Below are 19,159 nucleotides of genomic sequence, written 5' to 3'. Positions count from 1 at the left end.
CTCCTTGTCCGAGCTCCCGGGATACCCCGGCCGGCGTGCGCCCGCCAGAAGGGCCGCCCGCTCGCCCGCTTCCTGGGGCCGCGGCGGTGTGCGCGTCGGCGCGAGCGCGCGAGCGGCCGCCGCCCACCCCGCGCTCGCCGCCCATCCCGCGCTCGGCGCCTACCCCGCGCTCGGCGCCCGCCTCGCGCTCGGCGCCCACCCCGCGCTCGGCGCCCACCAGCGCTCGCCGCCGACCCCGCGCTCGCCGCGCCGGCCGAGCCGGTGGGCGCCGCGGCGGGCAGGAGGCGGCGGCGTGGTTAGACTCCGCCGTCATGCTCGGCCTCTCCCGCTTGCGGGACAGCTTCGCCTACACCCCGCGGACGCTGGCGCTCGTCTGGCGCTCGTCGAAGGCGGCCAGCCTCGCGCTCGGCCTGCTCACCCTGGCGGCGGCCGTGCTGCCGCTCGGGGTGGCGTACGTCGGCAAGGCGATCACGGACGTGGTGGTCGCGCGCGACGGGCGCGCGGCGCTCGTGTGGGTCTCCGTGGAGCTCGGCCTCGTGGCGGCGCTCTCGCTCGTGCAGCGCGGGCTCTCGCTGACGCGGCAGCTGCTCGGCGCGCGGCTCTCGATCGACATCCACGCGCTGATCCTCGGCAAGGCGCTCTCGCTCGATCTGCTCCACTTCGAAGATCCCGAGTTCTACGACCGGCTCACCCGGGCGCGCCGCGAGGCGTCGTCGCGCCCTGCCTCCGTCGTGACCGAGAGCTTCTCGCTCGTGCAGAACCTGATCACGCTCGCCGGCTACGCCGCGCTGCTCGTGGGGTTCAGCGGGATCGCGGTGCTCGCGCTCCTGCTCGCGGCCATCCCCGCCACCGTGGCCGAGGCGCGCTTCTCCGGCGCGGCGTTCCGCCTCCGGAACTGGCGATCTCCCGAGGCGCGCCGGCTCAATTACCTCGAGCACGTGCTCGCCAACGACGGCCACGCCAAGGAGGTGAAGCTCTTCGGGCTCGGCCCGATGTTCCTCGAGCGGTACAAGGCGCTCGCCGCGTCGTTCTACCGGGAGGACAGCGCCCTCGCGGTCCGCCGCGCCGGGTGGGCCTTCGGCCTCTCGCTCCTCGGGACGGCCGCGTTCTACGGCTGTTATGGCGCCATGGCGCTCGGCGCGGCGGCGGGGCGCCTCTCGCTCGGCGAGATGGTCCTCTACGTCGCTTCCTTCCGGCAAGGCCAGCAGGCGTTCCAGGCCGTCCTCGCCGGCGTCGGCGGCATGTACGAGCACAACCTCTACATGTCGAATCTATTTCAGTACTTGAGCATCCCGACGAGCGCGCCGGCGACGCCGCCGCCGGCGAGCTCCGGCGAGGCGGCGCGGTCGCCCGCCGAGCGCGGCGACGGCGCGGCGCTCCCCGCCGGCGAGGCGGCGCGGTCGCCTGCCGAGCGCGGCGACGGCGCGGCGCTCCCCGCCGGCGAGGCGGCGCGGGCGCTCGCGGGCGGCGGCGACGGCCGCCCCGCCGAGCGCGGCGTGCGGTTCGAGGGCGTGGGCTTCCGTTATGCGGGGCAATCGCGGTGGGCGCTCCGGGGCATCGACCTTCACATCCCGGCCGGCGAGAGCCTGGCGCTGGTCGGGCACAACGGCGCGGGCAAGACGACGTTCATCAAGCTGCTCACGCGGCTCTACGAGCCCACCGAGGGGCGCATCCTGCTCGACGGCAAGGATCTCCGCGCGTGGGATGTCGACGCGCTCCGCCGGCGGATCGGCGTCGTGTTCCAGGACTTCAATCGATACCAGCTCAAGCTGCGCGAGAACGTCGGGCTCGGCAGCGTCGAACACCTCGAGGACGAGGCGCGCGTCGCGCGCGCGATCGCCCAGGGCGGCGCGGACGAGGTGGTCGCCGAGGTGCCCGGGGGCCTCGACGCGCAGCTCGGGCGCTGGTTCAAGGAGGGCGTCGAGCTGAGCGGCGGGCAGTGGCAGAAGATCGCGCTCGCGCGTGCGTTCATGCGCGAAGAGGCCGACATCCTCGTGCTCGACGAGCCGACCGCGGCGCTCGACGCCGAGGCCGAGCACGCCGTCTTTCAGCGGTTCCGGTCGCTCGCCAGGGGGCGGACCACGATCGTCATCTCGCACCGCTTCCCGACCGTGCGCATGGCCGATCGCATCCTCGTCCTCGACGGCGGGCGCATCGTCGAGGAGGGCACCCACGGCGAGCTCGTGGCCCATGGCCAGCGTTATGCCCGCATGTTCGCGCTCCAGGCGGAGGGGTATCTCTGACTCCATCGCGGCGGCTCGAGCGAGCTCTGCCTGCTAGGCTCGCGTCATGCGCGACACGCTCCCCAAGGAGGTCGGCCAGGCGATCCGCATCCTCCGGTTGCTGCGCGGGCTCAGCATGCAGGAGTTCGCGGAGAAGGCGCAGCTCTCGGCCACGTACCTGCGGCAGGTCGAGCGAGGCGAGCGGGATCTCGGCCTCGGCGCGCTCGGCCTGATCGCCCAGGGGCTCCAGTGCGACCCGCGCCTGCTGCTCCCGGGCGACGGCCGCAGCCCGGTCGCGTCGGTCGTGGCAGAGCTCTTCGACAAGGCGAACGAGACGCTCCAGCACGCGATCCTCTTCTTGCTCATCGAGCCAGACGATTCGACGCGGAAACAAGCAATGCTCGCCCTGGCCAGCGAAGATCCCGAGCGCTCGCGCCTCGCCGCTCCGCCCAAGTCGCGCCCGCCCGAGCGCGCCGCCTCGGGCCGCGTCCCTCCGTCATCGAGCCGGCGATCCGGCAAGTGATCACGCTACCTCGCCGACGCCGCGCGCCGCGCGCCGCGGCCCGCGCCGGTGACGCTACCGCGGGCATCGAACCTCTGTTAACGTTGCCACGACTCGATGTTCCCCGGCCCGTCTCCGGGGTCAACGACTCGAACCTCGTGCCGGAGGTCCGACGCTGTGAGCAGACCATTCTGGGTTGATCCAAGATTGCGGCGGGGATTGCGGACCGCACGCGCGCTTCGCTCCTCTTTCTTCCCGCGCTCGCGGGGTGAGCCCGCTGCGCGCGGCGGGGCGCTCACGGCGAGGGGCCCATGGTGATCCTGGGCCAGGAGTTCGCGGGCTACACCATCGTCGCCAGCCTCGACTCGCCCGCTCCGGCGGAGGCCTATCGCGCGCTGGACGCGGAGGGCCGCGAGGTGACGCTTTATGTCCAGGAGGATCTCGTCGTCGGCGCCGACACCTTCCGTGAGGAGCTCAAGCGGCTGCTCTCGCTGACTCCGGTGTTGCACGACATCGTGCCTGTGTTCCGGGGAGGCATGGAGGGTCGCGCCGGCTGGATCGCGGCCCGGGCCAGCGACGAGCCCTCGATCGAGGATCTGCTGCCTCGCCTTCGCCCCTGGGCTTACGATCTCCTGGTGGACGTCGCGGGGGCCCTCGGCCCGGCGCACGCGGTGGGCCTCTCTCACGGGGATCTCGGCCCGCACACGGTGGTGATCACCGGCAAGGGAGCCGTGTTGCTCAGGGCGTTCGGGCTCCACCGGCTGTTCGGGGCGCCGGTGGACGGCGTGGCGGACGCCGCGCGTTACCGGGCGCCGGAGCTCTTCGACGCGCGCATCATCGATCATCGAACGGACGTCTACGGCATGGGGATGCTGCTGTACTGCGCCCTCTCGGGGCGGCCGCCGTTCGAGGGGCGCGACGACCTCGACGTGTGTGCGCTGGAGGAGGTGCTGCCTCCGTTGCCGGGCGTGCCGGCCGCGGTGAACGAGGCGCTCGCCCGGGCCCTCGCGAAGGATCCGGACGCGCGTTTCCAGACGGTCCAGGCGTTCATGTCCGCGGTGCGGCCGCTTCTCCTCGCCGAGTCCGCGCCGAGCGGGCCTTTGGGAGCGCCGTCGTCGCCCGAGCTCTCGCCGGACACCGAGCGGAACGCGCCGGCGTCGATGCCGCGCGACACGTTGCCCACCGGCACCGTCCCGCCGCAGGCCGTCAGGCACCCGGTGATCGAGATCGCCGACCCGGGCAGACGCCGCCGTTTCCTTCAAGCCGGCGGAGCGCTGCTGGCCGTGGCCCTGGCGAGCGCCGCCGTCGCCGTCCCGCTGAGCTCGTATGTAGCCCAGCGCAAGGTGCCGGCCGCGGCAGCGATTGGTAGTCAATATTACAATAACCACACGCCGCAGGACATCGCGCTGGTTCCGCCGGTGCAATGTGATCCCGCTGCTCCTGCGGCGGTGCAGCATGGCGCCGTCGAGGGGCCGGTCATTCGATCGCAGGCCGCCGCGCATCGCTCTGCGCCCGCCTCGCTGGCCGCTCCCCGCGCTTCGCATGCGGACGGAAGCGCGCGGCAGCGATGGTACGGCGACCAGCTCTTCTGACAGCGGTTCGGGGGGGTTGCCCCTGCTTGGCAAACGACACCCCGGCGGATTGGGGCCGCCGGGATGTCCGCACCGCAGACCTCGTGCCGGAGGTCCGGGCGCGTGGCGAGCTTAGCCAAGCATTACGTTTACGGATCTTTTTTTCTCGGCTCTGAGAGAATTTTCTTCAGGTCGGCGGAAATCCCTTGGAGTTGTCCACTCCCGGATCCGCTGACCCAGGTTGAGGTTGCCGAGGTTGAGCCCGCCCGACCCGGGTTGAGGTTGCCGACCCAGGTTGAGGTTGCCGACCCAGGTTGAGCCCGCCGACCCTGATGTTGCCGACCCAGGTTGAGCCTGCCGACCCAGGTTGAGGTTGCCGACCCAGGTTGAGCCCGCCGACCCAGGTTGAGCCCGTTGACCCCGACCCAGGTTGAGCCCGTTGACCCCGACCCAGGTTGAGGTCCCCCCGCCGCCTCCGGGGTGACCCCGGCGGCCGGGGCGCGACCCGCCCCCCTCAGCGCGTCTACTGCACCGGCAGCGGCCGGAACACGTTCGCCCGGTACCACCGGAGCTCCTCGATCGACTCCCGGATATCGTCGAGCGCCCGGTGAATCTCGCGTTTCCTCGGCGCGGAGCTCCCCGGGTACCACCGGCGCACGAGCTCCTTGAGGGTCGAGACGTCCACGATGCGGTAATGCAGGAACGAGAGCAGCTCCGGCATGTAGCGCTGCAGGAACGCGCGGTCCTTCCACACGGAGTTGCCGCACAGGACCGCCGTGCCCTCGTCGCAGTGCGCCGCCAGGAACGCACGCGTCTCGGACTCCGCGTCGCGGACCGAGAGCGTGGAGGCGCGGATGCGCTCGAGGAGCCCCGACCGGGCGTGCAGATCGCGCACGAAGTCGCTCATCCGCGCGAGCACGTCCTCGGGCTGGTGGATGACGAGGCACGGCCCCTCGGCCACCACGGTCAGGTCGGGCTCCGTCACGATGGTCGCGATCTCCACGATCGCGCACGAGCTCTCGTCGAGCCCCGTCATCTCCAAGTCGACCCACACCATCCGCTGGGACCGGTCCATCATCGGCGGCGAGCATAGCCGATCCGCCGCGCCTCCGGTCCACGAGACCAGGCGCGACCAGGCTGCACCGGGAACGGGCCGTGTGCTAAGGACCGGCCGTACCCCGGCTCGGAGATCTCCATGCGAGACGTTTTCATCGTGGATGCCGTTCGCACGCCGCGAGGGCGTGGCAAGGCGGGCAAGGGCGCGCTCTCCGGCGTACATCCCCAGGAGCTGCTCGCGCAGACGCTCAACCGCCTCGCCGAGAAGACCGGGATCCGCAAGGACGACGTCGAGGATGTCGTCGTCGGCTGCGTGACGCAGGCGGGCGAGCAAGGGGCGTGCGTCGCGCGCACGGCCATCCTCGCGGCCGGCTGGCCGGACGTGGTGACCGGGGCGACGGTGAACCGCTTCTGCGGCTCGGGCGCGCAGGCGGTCAACTTCGCCGCGATGGGGGTCATGTCGGGCCAGCAGGAGCTCGCGATCGGCGGCGGCGTGGAGAGCATGTCGCGCGTGCCGATGGGCTCGGACGGCGCGCCCCTCGACGGCAACAACCTCGCGCTCCGCGAGAAGCTGGCGATGGTCCCGCAGGGCATCTCGGCGGACCTCATCGCGACGATCGAGGGCATCTCGCGCGAGGACGCGGACCGGTTCGCGCTGGAGAGCCAGCACAAGGCCGAGCGGGCCGCGCGCGAGGGGCGGTTCGCGAAGAGCCTGTTCACGGTGGTCGATCGCGACGGCAAGCCGCTCCTCGACCGGGACGAGCACCCGCGCGCCGGGGCGACGATGGAGGCCCTCGCGAAGCTCGAGCCGGCGTTCGCCGGCCTGGGCGCCACGCCGATGGGCCCGCGCGGCGAGACGGTCGACGCGCTGGCCCTCGTGCGGTACCCGGAGGTGCCGTCGATCCAGCACGTGCACACGGCGGGCAATTCGAGCGGGATCGTCGACGGGGCCGCGGTCGTGCTGCTCGCGTCGGGCGACTACGTGAAGGCGCACGGCCTCACGCCGCGGGCGAAGATCCGCGCGGTCGCGACGGCGGGGGCGGAGCCGGTGATCATGCTGACCGCCCCGGCGCCCGCGTCGGAGCGGGCCCTCAAGAAGGCGGGGATGCAGGCGCGCGACATCGATCTCTGGGAGATCAACGAGGCGTTCGCGGCGGTGCCGCTGCAGACGGCGCGCAAGCTCGGCATCGACCTCGACCGCGTCAACGTGAACGGCGGCGCGATCGCGCTCGGCCACCCGCTCGGCGCGACCGGCGCCTGCCTGATCGGGACGGCGCTCGACGAGCTCGAGCGCGCTGACAAGGCGACCGCGCTGGTCACGCTGTGCATCGGCGGAGGGATGGGCGTGGCGACCATCCTCGAGCGCGTGTGAGCCGCGCCGGCGCGGCGCTGGGGACGCCCAGCGACGGCGGGGGCCGCGTTCATGAGCACCCGCGCGGGGGCGGCGCCCGGCACGAGCATGGCCACGGGCACGAGCACGGCCGCGAGCATGGCCACGGGCACGAGCACGGCCGCGAGCATGGCCACGGGCACGACCACGACCACGACCACGACCACAACGGCGCCTCCCACGGCCACACGCACGACCACCGCGGCACGCCGCTCCGCCGGCTCGTCGCCGCCTTCGCGCTCACGACGTCGTTCCTGCTCGTCGAGGCGGCGATCGGGTGGTGGTCGAAGAGCCTCGCCCTCCTCGCCGACGCGGGCCACATGCTCGCGGACGCCGCGGCGCTGGCGCTCGCGATCCTCGCGCAGCGCATCGCCGTGCAGGCGCGGACGCGCGCGCGGACGTACGGCTTCCGGCGCGCGGAGGTGCTCGCGGCGTTCGCCAACGGGATCGCGCTCGGGCTGACGGCGATCTGGATCTTCATCGAGGCGGCCCGCCGCTGGCGCGCGCCGGAGGCGGTGCACGCCGAGGCGCTGACGCTCACCGCGGCGCTCGGGCTGCTCGTCAACGTGGCCGCGGCGCTGCTGCTCTCGTCCGGCGGGCGCGGGCACAACATCAACACGCGCGCGGCGCTGGCGCACGTGCTGTCCGACGCGCTCGGCTCGGTCGGCGCCATGGCGGCGGGGGTGCTCATCCTCGTCTTCGGCTGGACGCGGGCCGACCCGGTGATCAGCGCGGCCATCGGCGCGCTCGTGCTCTGGGGCGGCTGGCGGCTCGTGCGCGACACGTCCCGCGTGCTGATGGAGGGCAGCCCCATCGAGATCGACCTCGCCGACGTCGAGCACACGATCCGGAGCGTGCCCGGCGTGCTCGACTTCCACGACCTGCACGTCTGGTCGATCTCGGACGGGTTCAACGTGCTCACCGTGCACGTGGTGCTCGCCAAGGGGCACCACGGCACGGACGTGGCCGCGGCCGTGAGCCGCCGCCTGCGCGAGCGGCACGCGCTGGATCACTGCACGATCCAGCCCGAGCCGCTCCAGGAAGAGCGCCTCGTGACGCTCAGGCGCCCGGGCGAGCCGGCGCCGCGCGGCGGAGCCCCCGCGGGCAGCCGCGGCACCGAGTAGGCCGGCGGATCCGCCAACTCTACGTAAATATTGAGATTTGGGGTGCCCCTGGCGCGCGGCCGCGCCGGAGCGCCGCGCGACCGGAGCCGCTCGGCCCGCCCGTCACACCCCGCACGCGACGTTGTTGCGCTGGAGCCCCGCGATGCGCGCGTCGTCGAGCGCCTCGGCCTCGGCGAGCAGCCACCGGAACATCGCGTTGCCGATCGCCCGCTCCTTCCTCGTGTTGAACAGCCAGACGGCGGCGTGGCACATGTCGGCGTGGACCTTGGGGAACGCGAGGCGGCGGAACTCCAGGCCGACCAGCGCCGCCGCGCCCTCGTACTGCGTGCGGAGCGAGGTCCACTCGCGCCACTCCGCGAGCGGCGGGAGCGCGCGCGCCGCGTCGACCCGGCGGCGCAGGGCGTCGCACGTGAGCTCCACCTCGGAGAGGAGCTCGTCCCGGAGCCGCCGGCGCGTGCGGCCGATCGTCGCGCCGAGGTCGTTCCACTCCGCGTGCGGCACGCGCGCCGCGCGCAGCGCCGCCGCGAGGTCCTCCTCGACCGCGCGCGCGAGCGGCCCGAGCGCCGCCTGCGCGCCCGAGGCGCCGAGCGACCGCGCCCGCTCGCGGAGCTCGGCCTGGGCGCGCTCGTCCTCGAGCGCCGCGTCCCACGCGCCGCCGAGCCGCCGGAGGTCGTCGCCAGAGATCGTGCCGCCCGCCCGGAGCAGCAGCGCCGCGTGGAGCAGCACCGCCTGGCTCCACAGGTCGCCCTCGGCGACCTTCGCGGCGCACGGCTCGGGCGCCTCCGGCTCCGGGCGCGGCGCGCCGGCGCGCGCGGCGAGGGCGCGGCGCACGAGCGGGAGCGTGGCGCGGCGGCGGGGCGCGGCGAGCCAGCGGAGCCAGAGCTCGAGCGCGCCCGGCGCGGGCGCCTCGCCGAGCAGGCGCGCGGCGACCGCGCCGAGCAGCGCGAGCGCCCGGCCGCCGCCCTCGCGGGCGCGCTCGAGCACGGCGGCCCAGTCGCCGCGGGAGGCGGCCTCCGCGGCCAGCCAGCCCGCGGCGACGCGGCGCGCCTCGCGGGGGCTGGCGCGCTCGTCCATCGCGGCGACGCTCGCGAAGAGCGCCCGCGCGCCCTCCACGTCGCCGCGGTAGGCCGCGAGCATCGCGCCGGCAGCGACGCCGGCGCCGCGGAGCGGCGGCCGGCGCGCCGTGTCCTGCTCGGCGGCCGCCCCGCCGCGAGCGCCTGCGCCGTCGCGAGCGCCCGCGCCGTCGCGCGGCGCGCCGGCGCCCTCGACCAGGTCGCTCACCCAGGCCTCCGCCGCGGGGTCCGGCCTCCGCGCGCGGCAGAGCGCCCACGCGGCCGCGAGCGCCGCGCCGCCGCGCCGGTCCGCGCGCCACGTCCAGTCCGAGAGCGAGGCGACCCAGGCGGCCGCGCGCGGAAGCCCGAGCGGGATCAGCGCGAGGCGCGCGGCGGGCCAGGGCGCGAGCAGGACCGCGATCGGCGCGAGCAGCGGCGCGCACCAGAGCTGCCCCGCGGCGAGGCCGAGCGCGAGCGGGACCGCGACCACGACGAGGCCGAACCACGCGGCGGCGCGCCGCGCGCTCGCCCCGGGCGCCTCGAGGTGCGGCGACGCGCTGGGCGAGACCTTCCGCGCGATCACCTCGATGACGATCCGCGCGACCACCGCGAGGGCGAGCAGCAGGCCGACGCTCATCGCGACCTCCAGCCGAGGGCGGCCAGCGCCTCCGGCCACGGCGCGCGCGGGTCCTCCCCGGGCGGCTCCGGCGGCGGGAGCTCGCCGAGCTCGTCGTCGAGCTCGTCGTCGCGAGGATCGCGCGGAGGCCGCGGATCGAGCCGCGCCCAGACCTCGTGCGCGAGCCGCCGCTCCGGGTCCCGGAGGGCCGCCATCGCTTGCCGCACCTTGTCGGCCGTCCGGGCGCCGGGGCCGACCGGCGTCGGGTACGTCGCGGCGCTCGCGAGCCCGAGCTCGAGCATCCCGAGCAGCTTCTGCCCCTCGCGCTCGATCTCCGCGCGGCTCGCGCTCGGGCGCAGGCCGAGCACGTAGAACGGGTTGTCGCGGATGCGGCCGAGCGCGGCGTCCTTCACCGGACCCCCGACTCGTGGCCGAGCCGGCGCTTCTGCGCGTCGACCGGCAGGAGGCGCCAGAGCTCCTCGGTGATCGCCCTGAGCGCCGCCGCGTCCCCGCGCTCCGCCGCGCTCCGCCCGTCGCGCACGAGCTTCTGGGCGCGGACCAGATCCGACGCCTGGTGCGCCTCGGACGCGGCCTCCTCGAACATCCAGGCCCACGCCTTCGGGTGCCGCTGGAACGCCGCGCTGCTCAGGTTGCGCACGAGGCGGAGCTGCCGCTGGAGCTCGACCTGGTTCTTCTCGGCCCGCGCGCGCGCCACCCCCTGCGCCGCCTCCTCCAGGAGCGCCTTCTCGGTGCCCGACCCGAGCTGCGCGATCCACACCGACGCGTTCGCGACGGCGGCCTGCGCCTCGGCCTCGAGCTCGGGCCAGCGCTTGTCGGCCTCGGCCTGCTCGAGCATCACGTCGAGCTCGAGCAGCGCGCGCCGCGCCTTCTGCCCGGCGTCGGCGTCGCCGCCGCGCGCCGCCGCCACGTCGCGCTCCACCTCGCCGAGCGCGCACTCGACGTAGGTGACCTTGCCGAGCGCGTGCGGCGCGTCGCTGCGCAGCGCGCCCTCGCGCGCCGAGGCGAGCCGCGCGCGCATCGCCGCGAGCGAGGCGTCGAGCACCTCGGGCGCCGCCTCGGGGACGAGCAGGTGCGCGACGCGCTCGAACACGACCCCCTGCGACGGGATGAGCGCGCGCGCCGAGAGGTGCCCGCCCCGGTCGAGCTCGAGCGTGAGCTCGATCGGCGAGCCCGCGGGCAGGGTCGCGGCGAGCCCGGTCCCGTCGATCTCCAGCGTCCCGACCACGCGGCAGAGGTGGGCGACGTCGAGCTCGCCCTGCACGATGGGGATCTTCAGCGCGCACGCGCTCGACCCCTTCGGCACGCTCTCCACGCTGTGGTGCACGAACGTCCGCTTCGCCGGCAGCGGCGCCCCCCGCTCGAAGTAGACGCGCACGGTGTTGTCCGCGAGCGCGACCCCCACGGTGCGCGACAGCGGCGGGTCGCTGATCGTGAGGCCCTGGACGATGGTGATCGCCTGCGGGTGCACCGGCACCCTGGCGCCGTCGGCCGAGGTCGCCTCGACGCGGAACACGTTCGGGCGGCGCGGCAAGAGGTCGACGGTGATCACGAACGCCCCCTCGTCGTCGAGCGCGGCCTCGGCGCTCGTCCAGGCGTCGCCCTCGCGCGCGAGGCGGATCCGCGCGGGCGCGGGCCCCGGCCCCTCGACGACGCGGCCCACGACGTGGGGCGTCAGGTCCGACGACATCGCCGGGTACTGGAGCCAGAGGCGGCGGCCCTGCGCGTCCGGGCGCGGCATGGACGACGACGGCCGCGCGTCGAGCCCGGCCGTCGCCGCGTAGATCGCCGCCCCCTGCGCGACGAGCGTCATCGGATCGAGCCCCTCGCCGAACGGCGCGCCCAGCGCGCTCCGGACGCGCGCCCGGAGCGCCGGCATCACCGTCGGCCCGCCCACGAGCACCACGCGCGCGAGCTGCGACGCCTCGAGGCCGTGCGCCGCGAGCAGCCGCTTGCAGACCTCGATCGAGCGGTCGATGAGCGGCGCGCAGAGCGCGTCGAGCGTGGACCTCTCCAGGATCAGGTCGACGTCGACGGGCGCGCCGTCCACCTCGAACGCCGCGGGCAGGGCGAGCGCCGCCTCCTCGGCGCGGGTGAGCTCGATCTTGATCTCCTCGACCGCGAGCTTGAGCTTGCGGAGGGCGGCGGCGTGCCGCGGATCGGCGCGGCTCACGGTGACGCCCTGGGCGCGCGCGATCTCGGCGAGCGCCCAGTCGACCACGGCCCAGTCGAAGTCGCGCCCGCCGAGGAAGTTGTCGCCGTCGTGCCCGACCACGCGGAGCAGCCCGTCGCGCGTCTCGAGCAGCGAGACGTCGAAGGTCCCGCCGCCGAGGTCGTACACGAGCCAGCTGCCGGCGGGCTCCTCCGCCGTCCAGCCGGCCGCGAGCGCCGAGGCCACCGGCTCCTGGATCAGCTCGACGCGCTCGAACCCCGCGAGGCGCGCCGCCTCGGACGTCGCGGCGCTCTGCGGCAGCTCGAAGAGCGCCGGCACCGAGATCACCGCCGCGGCCGGCTGGACCCCGAGGTGCTCGGCGACGTCGGCGCGCAGCGAGCGCAGCACCTCGGCCGCGAGCTCCTCGGGCTTCCTCGTCGCCTTCGCCGCCGCGAACGCGAGCGGCTGCGCCGTCCCCATCAGCCGCTTGAACTCCGCGCGGGTGTTCTGCGGGTCGCTCTCGAGGAACCGCCGCGCGCGCGCGCCGACCGTGACCGTCCCGCGCGCGTCGATCCGCACCACGCTCGGGGTGAGCGTCGCGCCCTGGGAGTTCCTGACCAGGGTGACCTTCTCGCCGTCGAACGCGGCCGCGGTCGAGTTCGTGGTGCCGAGGTCGATTCCGACGTAGAGCGGGCGTGCAGCCATCGGTGCAAGAATACACGCACGGAACCGCCGCCGCCCGGGCGAGCCCACGGAAGGTCGGGTGGGGCGTGCGGCCGCCGTCAGGATGGCTCCGGGCGCTCGTCGGCTCGGGACGCGCTGGCGGAGACCGACCGGCTCGGGCGAGCGCGCGGCGGCTGCTCGGGGCGCGGCGCGCCGCCGCTAGCCCGCGAAGAGCTGCGTCACCCACACCCGGCCGCTCGCGTCGCGCACGACCGCCACGCCGGTCCTCGAGTAGCGCCGGTCGAGCAGGTTGCCGCGGTGCGACGGGCTCGCCCAGATCGCGCGGTGCGCGCCCTCGGGCGTGCTCGAGCTCGCCACGTTCTCGCCCGCGATCGACGCCCTGTAGCCGGCCGCCTGGAGGCGCACCGCCGGATCGCCCGAGCCCACGTCGTGGCCCACGAGCTTCGCCTTGAGCATCTCCTCGGAGTGCGCCCGCGCCAGCGCGGTGAGCGCCGCGTCGCGCGCGAGCGCCGGCAGCTTCTCCGAGGCCCGCGCGGCGTTCATCATGCGCAGCATCGCGCCCTCGTCGTCCTGCGCCCCCTTCGCGGCCTCCTCGCCGGGCGCCGTCGCGCGCACGAACCGGCGCGGCGGCGCGCTCCCCGCGAAGATCATCGCCTCCAGCACGGGCCTCGGCCCGGTCGACACCGTCGCCAGCACCTGCACCAGCCAGCTCCCCGGCTGGTCCACCGCGAAGCTCGACCTGAGCCGCCCGCCCGACAGCGAGCTCACCACCGTCTTGGGCGCGCCCCGCGGCCCGAGCAGCACCACCTTCGCCGCGGTCGCGGGCACCCGCATCGTCCCTTCGAGCGTCACCCACTGCCCCACCCGCGCGGTGGTCGGCAGCGGCGACAGATCCGCGAGCGCGTCCACGCCCACCGCGGCCACGATCACCGTCCCGTCCGGCTTCCGGGCCTGCGCCACGCCGCACCGCCGCACCCCGAGCGTCGTCCAGCCCGCGAGCCACCCGTCGATCCGCGACTCGAGGTCCGCCGACCCGAGCCCCCGGCCGGTGATGGACCAGCCCCGCGGCCACGCGTGCGGGGCGCCCGCCGCGCGCAGCGCGAACGCGAGCTCATCCGGGGGCATGATGTCGCCCCCCTGGAGCTGCCGCTCGACGTTGCGCCGGGCGACGGCCGCGAGCGCCGCGTCCGCGCTCCCGCAGCGCGCCGCGAGCGCGGCGAGCTCCGGCGCGAGCCCCGCGGCCGGCTGCGGCGAGCGCGTCGTCGCCTCCCACGTGAGCGCCGGAGCCGCCGCGGTGGGCGCCGGAGCCGCCGCCGCGGGCGCCGGAGCCGCCGCCGCGGGCGCCGGAGCCGCCGCGGTGGGCGCCGGAGGCTCCGCCGCTGCCGCCCCGGCGAAGGTAAGCGCCGCGCCAACTCCGGCCTTGGCCCACCACGAGCGCATGCGCCTCGGCTAGCAGGTTTCCCGGCCCCGCGCCCGTCCCCCCCGGCGCCGCGCTCCGTCTACCTGCGCGGGCGTCCCGGGGCCTTCGCGTTGGGCCGCGGGCGTCCCGCCGTCGTCGCGTGGGATCGCGGTCGGTCCCGCGGTCTTCGCGTGGACGCCGAGAAAGCCGCGCGGCGCCGCGGGCGGCTCGTGCTACCGTGGCCGTCGCGCAGGATGGCTGAGGTCTCCAAGGCCGCGAAGGTCGGCGTGATGACGATCGTGCTCGCAGGCGCGGCCTACGGCGGGTACCGCTTCGTCTCGCGCGACGTGGGCGGCGGCAGCGGCTACCGGGTCTGGGCCACGCTGCCGGACGCGATCGGCGTGTCGCCGCAGTCGCGGGTGATGATCTCCGGCATCCAGGTCGGCGTCGTCGACAGGATCTCGCTCTACAACGGCGAGGCGCGCATCGACATCAAGATGAGCCCGGACGTCCCGCTCTACGAGGACGCGGCCATCGGCAAGCGCGCGACGAGCCTCATCGGCGAGTCGTTCATCGTGCTCGCGCCCGGCACCGAGGGCAAGACGCGCATCCCCGACGAGGGCAGGATCGTCCACACGATCGACGAGCCCACGATCCAGTCGATGCAGGGGCAGGTCGCCGAGATCCTCAAGGACGTGAAGGCCGTCACGGAGACGCTCAAGAACACCGTCGGCTCCGACACCGGGCAGGAGCGGCTCGCGCAGATCCTCGACAACCTCGCCGACGTCACCGAGCAGATGAACGCCACGGTCCGCGAGAACCGCGCGGGCGTCACGCAGACGATCAACAACATCAACCAGATCACGGGCGAGTCGGCGCCGCGGCTGCGGGAGATCCTGCGCAACGTCGAGCAGGTGAGCCGGGACGTCCGCTCGATGACGGCCGCGGTCGAGGTGCCCGGCGCGGACGGGCGGCCGGGCGAGCTGCGCAGCGCCGCGGAGCGCCTCGGCCGCGCGAGCGAGAGCCTCGAGTCGGCGATGCGGCACGCGGACAGCGTCGCCGCGCGGGTCGATCGCGGCGAGGGCACGCTCGGCCGCATCACCAAGGACGAGACGCTGATCAACGAGGTCGAGACCGTCGTCGAGGACGTCGGGGAGCTCGTCGGCGGGCTCAGCCGGTTCCAGACGGTGGTCGGCCTGCGGACCGACTACAACTTCCTGGCGAACACCATCAAGAGCTACGTCGAGCTCCGGCTCCAGCCGACGGAGGACAAGTATTACGTCGTCGAGCTGGTCAACGACCCCCGCGGCAAGACCGACTTCCAGCAGATCGACGTCGACACGACGAACCCGAACGAGCCCGCGCATTACCGCGAGGTCCGGACGATCACGACGAACGCGTTCCGGTTCTCGTTCCAGTTCGCGAAGCGGCTCGGCCCGTTCACCGGCCGGTTCGGCATCAAGGAGTCGACGGGCGGCCTCGGCCTCGATCTCCACCTGCTCGACGACCGGTTCGAGCTGCGCCAGGACCTGTTCGGCTTCGGCGAGGAGCTGTCGCCGCGCTGGCGGGTCGCGCTCGCGTACGAGTTCATCCGCAAGCTGTGGCTGCTCGGCGGCATCGACGACATCCTGAACAGCGATCGCCGGGATTACTTCATCGGCCTGCAGCTCCGGTTCAACGACGCCGACCTGAAGACGGTCCTGCCCTTCGCGCCGTCGAGCTTCTGACGTTCGCCGCCGCCGGCGCCCGCGCCTTGCTCCCGCGCCCTGCGCTCGCGCCCTGCGCTCAGCTGGAGGCCTCCGTCTCGACGCTCCGGCGGCGGCCCCGCCGGTCCGCCCGGGCGCGTGTGCTATAGCGCGGGCATGAAGCGCTCGCTTCTTCGCGGGGTGCGTGGGGGATATGCGTTCTTCATCCCGGTCCTGGCGATCGCCGCGGCCGCCGGGGTGGCGGCCTGCCAGGGGTGCAAGCCGCCGGCGCCCGGCGCCGTGAGCGCCGACGCGGACGTGGAGGCGAAGACGCCGACCGTGCGGCTCTACGTGCTCAGCACCGTGGCCGGCGCGCTGGAGCCGTGCGGGTGCACGAAGGACCAGCTCGGCGGCATCGACCACCTCGCCGCCTTCATCGAGGGCCAGCGCGACGAGGCGCCGCACCACCTCGTGGTCGGCGCGGGGCCGCTGCTCTTCGCCGAGCCCGAGGTGAAGCCGGAGCGCTCCTCCCAGGACGCCTGGAAGGCCGAGGCGATGGCGCTGGCCGCGCGGGAGATCGGCCTCACCGCGTGGGCGCCCGGCGAGAACGACTGGGCGCTCGGCGCGGAGGCGCTCGGCAAGTACACGGAGCAGGCCGGGGCGGTGCCGCTCGCGGGCAACATCGAGGGGGCGCAGGGCGTCGTCGTGCGCGAGGTCTCCGGCGTGAAGGTCGGCCTCATCGGCGTGAGCGATCCGAAGGGCCGCGCCGGCGCCTACCCGGCGGGCGTCAAGCCCGGCCCGGTGATCGAGGCGATGAAGGCGGGCGTCCTCGAAGCGAAGAAGCAGGGCGCGAAGGTGCTGGTGGGGCTCGCGGCCTTGCCGCGGGGCGAGGCGCTGCGGCTCGCGGACCACGTGCCGGAGCTGCACGTGCTCGTGCTCGGCAAGCCGAGCGAGCGCGGCGACGTCAACGACGGCGCGAAGCCGCCGGTGCTGATCGGGTCGACGCTGGTCGTGGAGACGCCGAACCACCTCCAGGCCGCGGCGGTCGTGGATCTCTTCGTTCGGGGCGGCGGCGACGGCGAGCTCGTGTTCGCCGACGCGGGCGGCGTGGCGAAGGCCGAGGAGCTCATCAGCCTGTCGGCGCGCATCCGGGAGCTCGAGATCCGCATCAACAGCTGGGAGGGCGACAAGACGGTCGCGGCGAAGGACGTCGCCGACCGGAAGGCCGACCTGGAGAAGCTCCGGGCCGAGAAGGCGAAGATCGAGGCCGCGGAGGCGAAGGTGACGGGCAGCTTCTTCCGCTACAGCGCGGTGGAGGTGCGCGAGAAGCTCGGCGCCGACAAGGACGTCGCCGGGCAGCTCCTGGCCTATTACAAGCGCGTCAACGCCCACAACAAGGAGGCCTTCGCCGACCGCGTGCCCGCGCCGCCGGCGAAGGGCGAGGCCGGGTACATCGGCATCGACGCGTGCACCAACTGCCACGACGAGGAGCGCAAGGTCTTCGACGCGACCGCGCACGCGCACGCCTACGCGACGCTGCAGGAGGACTTCAAGGAGTACAACCTGGACTGCGTGAGCTGTCACGTGACCGGCTACGGCAAGCCGGGCGGCTCCACGGTGACGCACAACGCCTCGCTGCAGAACGTGCAGTGCGAGGAGTGCCACGGCCCGGGCTCGCTGCACGCGAAGGATCCCGAGAAGAAGGGGCTGATCACGCTGGCGCCTCCGCCCGACAGCTGCGTCTCGCAGTGCCACCACCCGCCGCACGTGGAGGGGTTTGATCCCGTGGCCAAGATGCAGCTCGTCCTCGGCCCCGGCCACGGCAAGTGACCGCGGCGGGGCGCCGCGGCGCGGCCGCCCCGCAGGCTGCGGCATTCCCACGCCCCAGCGATCGCGCTACGTAGGCCGCCTGTGACCAACGTCTACGCCGTCGTGTCCCGCCCGGGCCCGACCGAGCGCGCGATCCTCGAGGAGCTCGCCGCGGGCTCGCCCCCGTTCGCGGTGCGCCGCCGCGCCGCGCTGAGCGCGACGCTCCGCTGCCTGGAGGGCGGCAGCGGCTCGCCGGTCGTCCTCCTGCACGGCCGCGGGAACGCCGCGACCACGTGGTTCCCGCTGCTCCCCGAGCTCGCGCGGCGCCACCGCGTCGTCGCCATCGATCTGCCCGGCTTCGGCCACGCGTCCTCGCCGCCCTTCGAGGGCGGCGGCTTCGAGGACGGCCTCCGCTTCTTCGTCGAGCCGGTCGAGGAGCTCCTCCTCGAGATGGACCTCGGCGGCGCCGCGCTCGTCGGGCACTCCCTCGGCGCGCTCGTCGCTGCGGAGATCGCGCTGCGGAGGCGCGCGCGCCCGCGCAAGCTCGCGCTCCTCGGGGCGATGGGCCTCGGGCCCGTCATGACGGCCTCGAGCCGGGCCTACTTCCGCGCCTCCCCGGAGCGGCTGGTCCGGGTGCTCGGCGCCGCGCTCTTCCGCCGCGTCCACCCCCCGCGGCCCACCCCGCTCGGCGAGCGCCTCGCCGCCCTGCACAACGAGCTCTACGCCGTGCCGGACGGCCGGGTCGCGCCCGTCGCCGCGTTCAACGCGCTGTTCCCCGCCTTCGGCCCTGTTCCCCACCGCCTGTCGCGGCTCGGCGAGATCGACGCCGAGACGCTCGTCCTCTGGGGCGAGCGCGACGACGTGTTCCCGGCGCCGATCGGCATCGCCGCGGCCGCCGCGATCCCCCGGTCCACGCTGCGCCTCCTGCCGCTCGGGCACGCGCCCCACCTGGAGGACCCGGCCCTGGTCCTGCCCGAGCTCACCGCGTTCCTCGCGCCCTGAGCGGCTCCGTCGCCGGTCGCCGGGCCGTGCTCCCGTCCAGGAAGGGAGGATCGCCGTCCAGGAAGGGAGGATCGCCGTCCAGGAAGGGAGGATCGCCGTCCAGGAAGGGAGGATCGCCGTCCAGGAAGGGAGGATCGCCGTCCAGGAGGGGAGGATCGCCGTCCAGGAAGTAGGGACTCGTCACCGGCGGTGGCTCTCCACGAGCTCGGCTGCTGGAGCGTTCTCGACCAGCCCATGAAATTTCGGGGAGGGGTCGCGCGAAGTGTCTAGGTCCACGATGATTCCAGCGACCACGCCGCCGTCCCTCCCGGCGTCCGACGGGCTGCCCGCGGCGTCGCTCGTGGGGGTGGGGACGTCGCTCGACGAGACCGCTGCCCTGCGGCCCGTGGTCCGCGCCGCGATCGCCTGCGTGCTGGGTGAGCGGGCCGACCACCCCGACGTCGAGGACTGCACCCACGAGGCGCTCGCCCGGGCCCTCGAGGGGCGCAGCCGGCTCCGCGACGGCGAGCCGCTGCGCCCGTGGGTGCTCGGGATCGCGCGCCACGTGGCGCTGGACGTGCTGCGCCGGCGCCGGCGCACGCGGCGCGCCGAGGCGCAGCCGTCGCACGACCCCGAGGCGCAGGGCGAGCTCCTCGAGGCGGTCGAGGACCCGGCGCCGGGGCCGGAGGAGCGCGCTTCTCAGATCGAGCGCGCCCGCCGGATCGAGCTCGCGTTGCAGAAGCTGGCCGAGCCCCAGCGCCGCGCGCTCCTGGCGTTCCACGTGGAAGGGCTCAACTACCAAGAGATATCCCGCCGGCTCGGCATCCCGCTCGGGACGGTGGCGACGTGGATCGCGCGGGGCAGGCGCTGCCTGGCCGAGGCGCTCGGAGAGTGATCG

The 19,159-nt window shown here is 74.6% G+C and carries 15 protein-coding genes; 9 read left to right on the top strand and 6 right to left on the bottom strand.

All coding sequences use genetic code 11. The annotated features are described in order from the left end of the window. The first annotated feature begins 311 nt into the window (after window positions 1-311). The 3 genes from WMF43_RS42760 to WMF43_RS42750 all read left to right on the top strand — a co-directional run bounded on the left by WMF43_RS42760 (window position 312) and on the right by WMF43_RS42750 (window position 4,316). Window positions 312-2,243 (top strand): ABC transporter ATP-binding protein, encoded by a 1,932-nt coding sequence (locus WMF43_RS42760; protein ID WP_437673843.1) that lies wholly within the window; start codon window positions 312-314, stop codon window positions 2,241-2,243. 46 nt (window positions 2,244-2,289) lie between these two features. Then, a complete protein-coding gene (locus WMF43_RS42755; protein ID WP_437673841.1) occupies window positions 2,290-2,745 on the top strand; it encodes a helix-turn-helix domain-containing protein in 456 nt (151 codons plus the stop codon). Window positions 2,746-3,035: 290 nt separating this feature from the next. Then, on the top strand, window positions 3,036-4,316 hold the full coding sequence (locus WMF43_RS42750) for a serine/threonine protein kinase (protein ID WP_437673839.1): 1,281 nt from the start codon (window positions 3,036-3,038) through the stop codon (window positions 4,314-4,316). 502 nt (window positions 4,317-4,818) lie between these two features. Here the strand turns inward: WMF43_RS42750 and orn are convergent. Then, window positions 4,819-5,373, bottom strand: a complete 555-nt coding sequence (orn, locus tag WMF43_RS42745; protein ID WP_437673837.1) for an oligoribonuclease — start codon at window positions 5,371-5,373, stop codon at window positions 4,819-4,821. Window positions 5,374-5,490: 117 nt separating this feature from the next. Here orn and WMF43_RS42740 point away from each other — a divergent pair, with 117 nt between their 5' ends. Both WMF43_RS42740 and WMF43_RS42735 read left to right on the top strand, forming a co-directional pair. Continuing rightward, window positions 5,491-6,723 carry an acetyl-CoA C-acetyltransferase gene (locus tag WMF43_RS42740; RefSeq protein ID WP_437673835.1) on the top strand — a complete coding sequence of 411 codons (1,233 nt, stop codon included), beginning with the start codon at window positions 5,491-5,493 and terminating at the stop codon, window positions 6,721-6,723. Beyond that, entirely contained in the window at window positions 6,720-7,865 is a 1,146-nt protein-coding gene (locus WMF43_RS42735) for a cation diffusion facilitator family transporter (RefSeq protein ID WP_437673833.1), read from the top strand. Before WMF43_RS42740 ends, WMF43_RS42735 begins: the two co-directional genes overlap by 4 nt. A gap of 102 nt (window positions 7,866-7,967) precedes the next feature. Here the strand turns inward: WMF43_RS42735 and WMF43_RS42730 are convergent, their stop codons facing one another. From WMF43_RS42730 to WMF43_RS42715, 4 genes are all read right to left on the bottom strand, one after another. After that, window positions 7,968-9,554, bottom strand: coding sequence for a hypothetical protein (locus WMF43_RS42730; RefSeq protein ID WP_437673831.1), 1,587 nt, complete (start codon window positions 9,552-9,554; stop codon window positions 7,968-7,970). Then, on the bottom strand, window positions 9,551-9,946 hold the full coding sequence (locus tag WMF43_RS42725) for a hypothetical protein (protein WP_437673829.1): 396 nt from the start codon (window positions 9,944-9,946) through the stop codon (window positions 9,551-9,553). Before WMF43_RS42725 ends, WMF43_RS42730 begins: the two co-directional genes overlap by 4 nt. After that, window positions 9,943-12,408 carry an Hsp70 family protein gene (locus WMF43_RS42720; protein WP_437673827.1) on the bottom strand — a complete coding sequence of 822 codons (2,466 nt, stop codon included), beginning with the start codon at window positions 12,406-12,408 and terminating at the stop codon, window positions 9,943-9,945. The genes WMF43_RS42725 and WMF43_RS42720 overlap by 4 nt, the downstream gene beginning before the upstream one ends. Window positions 12,409-12,585: 177 nt before the next feature. Continuing rightward, window positions 12,586-13,827: a CAP domain-containing protein gene (locus tag WMF43_RS42715; protein ID WP_437673825.1), complete on the bottom strand. Its 1,242-nt coding sequence runs from the start codon at window positions 13,825-13,827 to the stop codon at window positions 12,586-12,588. Between the two features lie 213 nt (window positions 13,828-14,040). Here WMF43_RS42715 and WMF43_RS42710 point away from each other — a divergent pair, with 213 nt between their 5' ends. The 3 genes from WMF43_RS42710 (at window position 14,041) to WMF43_RS42700 (ending at window position 18,282) form a co-directional block, all read left to right on the top strand. Then, window positions 14,041-15,513, top strand: a complete 1,473-nt coding sequence (locus WMF43_RS42710; protein ID WP_437673824.1) for an MlaD family protein — start codon at window positions 14,041-14,043, stop codon at window positions 15,511-15,513. A gap of 135 nt (window positions 15,514-15,648) precedes the next feature. Further along, window positions 15,649-17,301: a multiheme c-type cytochrome gene (locus tag WMF43_RS42705; protein ID WP_437673822.1), complete on the top strand. Its 1,653-nt coding sequence runs from the start codon at window positions 15,649-15,651 to the stop codon at window positions 17,299-17,301. A gap of 81 nt (window positions 17,302-17,382) precedes the next feature. Continuing rightward, window positions 17,383-18,282: an alpha/beta fold hydrolase gene (locus tag WMF43_RS42700; protein ID WP_437673821.1), complete on the top strand. Its 900-nt coding sequence runs from the start codon at window positions 17,383-17,385 to the stop codon at window positions 18,280-18,282. On the opposite strand, the gene WMF43_RS42695 is transcribed toward WMF43_RS42700, so the two are convergent. Next, entirely contained in the window at window positions 18,260-18,466 is a 207-nt protein-coding gene (locus WMF43_RS42695) for a hypothetical protein (protein ID WP_437673819.1), read from the bottom strand. The genes WMF43_RS42700 and WMF43_RS42695 overlap by 23 nt on opposite strands. A 93-nt stretch (window positions 18,467-18,559) precedes the next feature. Here WMF43_RS42695 and WMF43_RS42690 point away from each other — a divergent pair, with 93 nt between their 5' ends. Beyond that, window positions 18,560-19,156: an RNA polymerase sigma factor gene (locus WMF43_RS42690; RefSeq protein WP_437673817.1), complete on the top strand. Its 597-nt coding sequence runs from the start codon at window positions 18,560-18,562 to the stop codon at window positions 19,154-19,156. Window positions 19,157-19,159 lie beyond the last annotated feature (3 nt).

It is taken from the genome of Sorangium sp. So ce131, from assembly GCF_051519095.1.
GTDB lineage: Bacteria > Myxococcota_A > Polyangia > Polyangiales > Polyangiaceae > Sorangium.
Note: the sequence above shows the minus strand (reverse complement) of the source record. Positions and strands in the feature narration are given on the sequence as shown.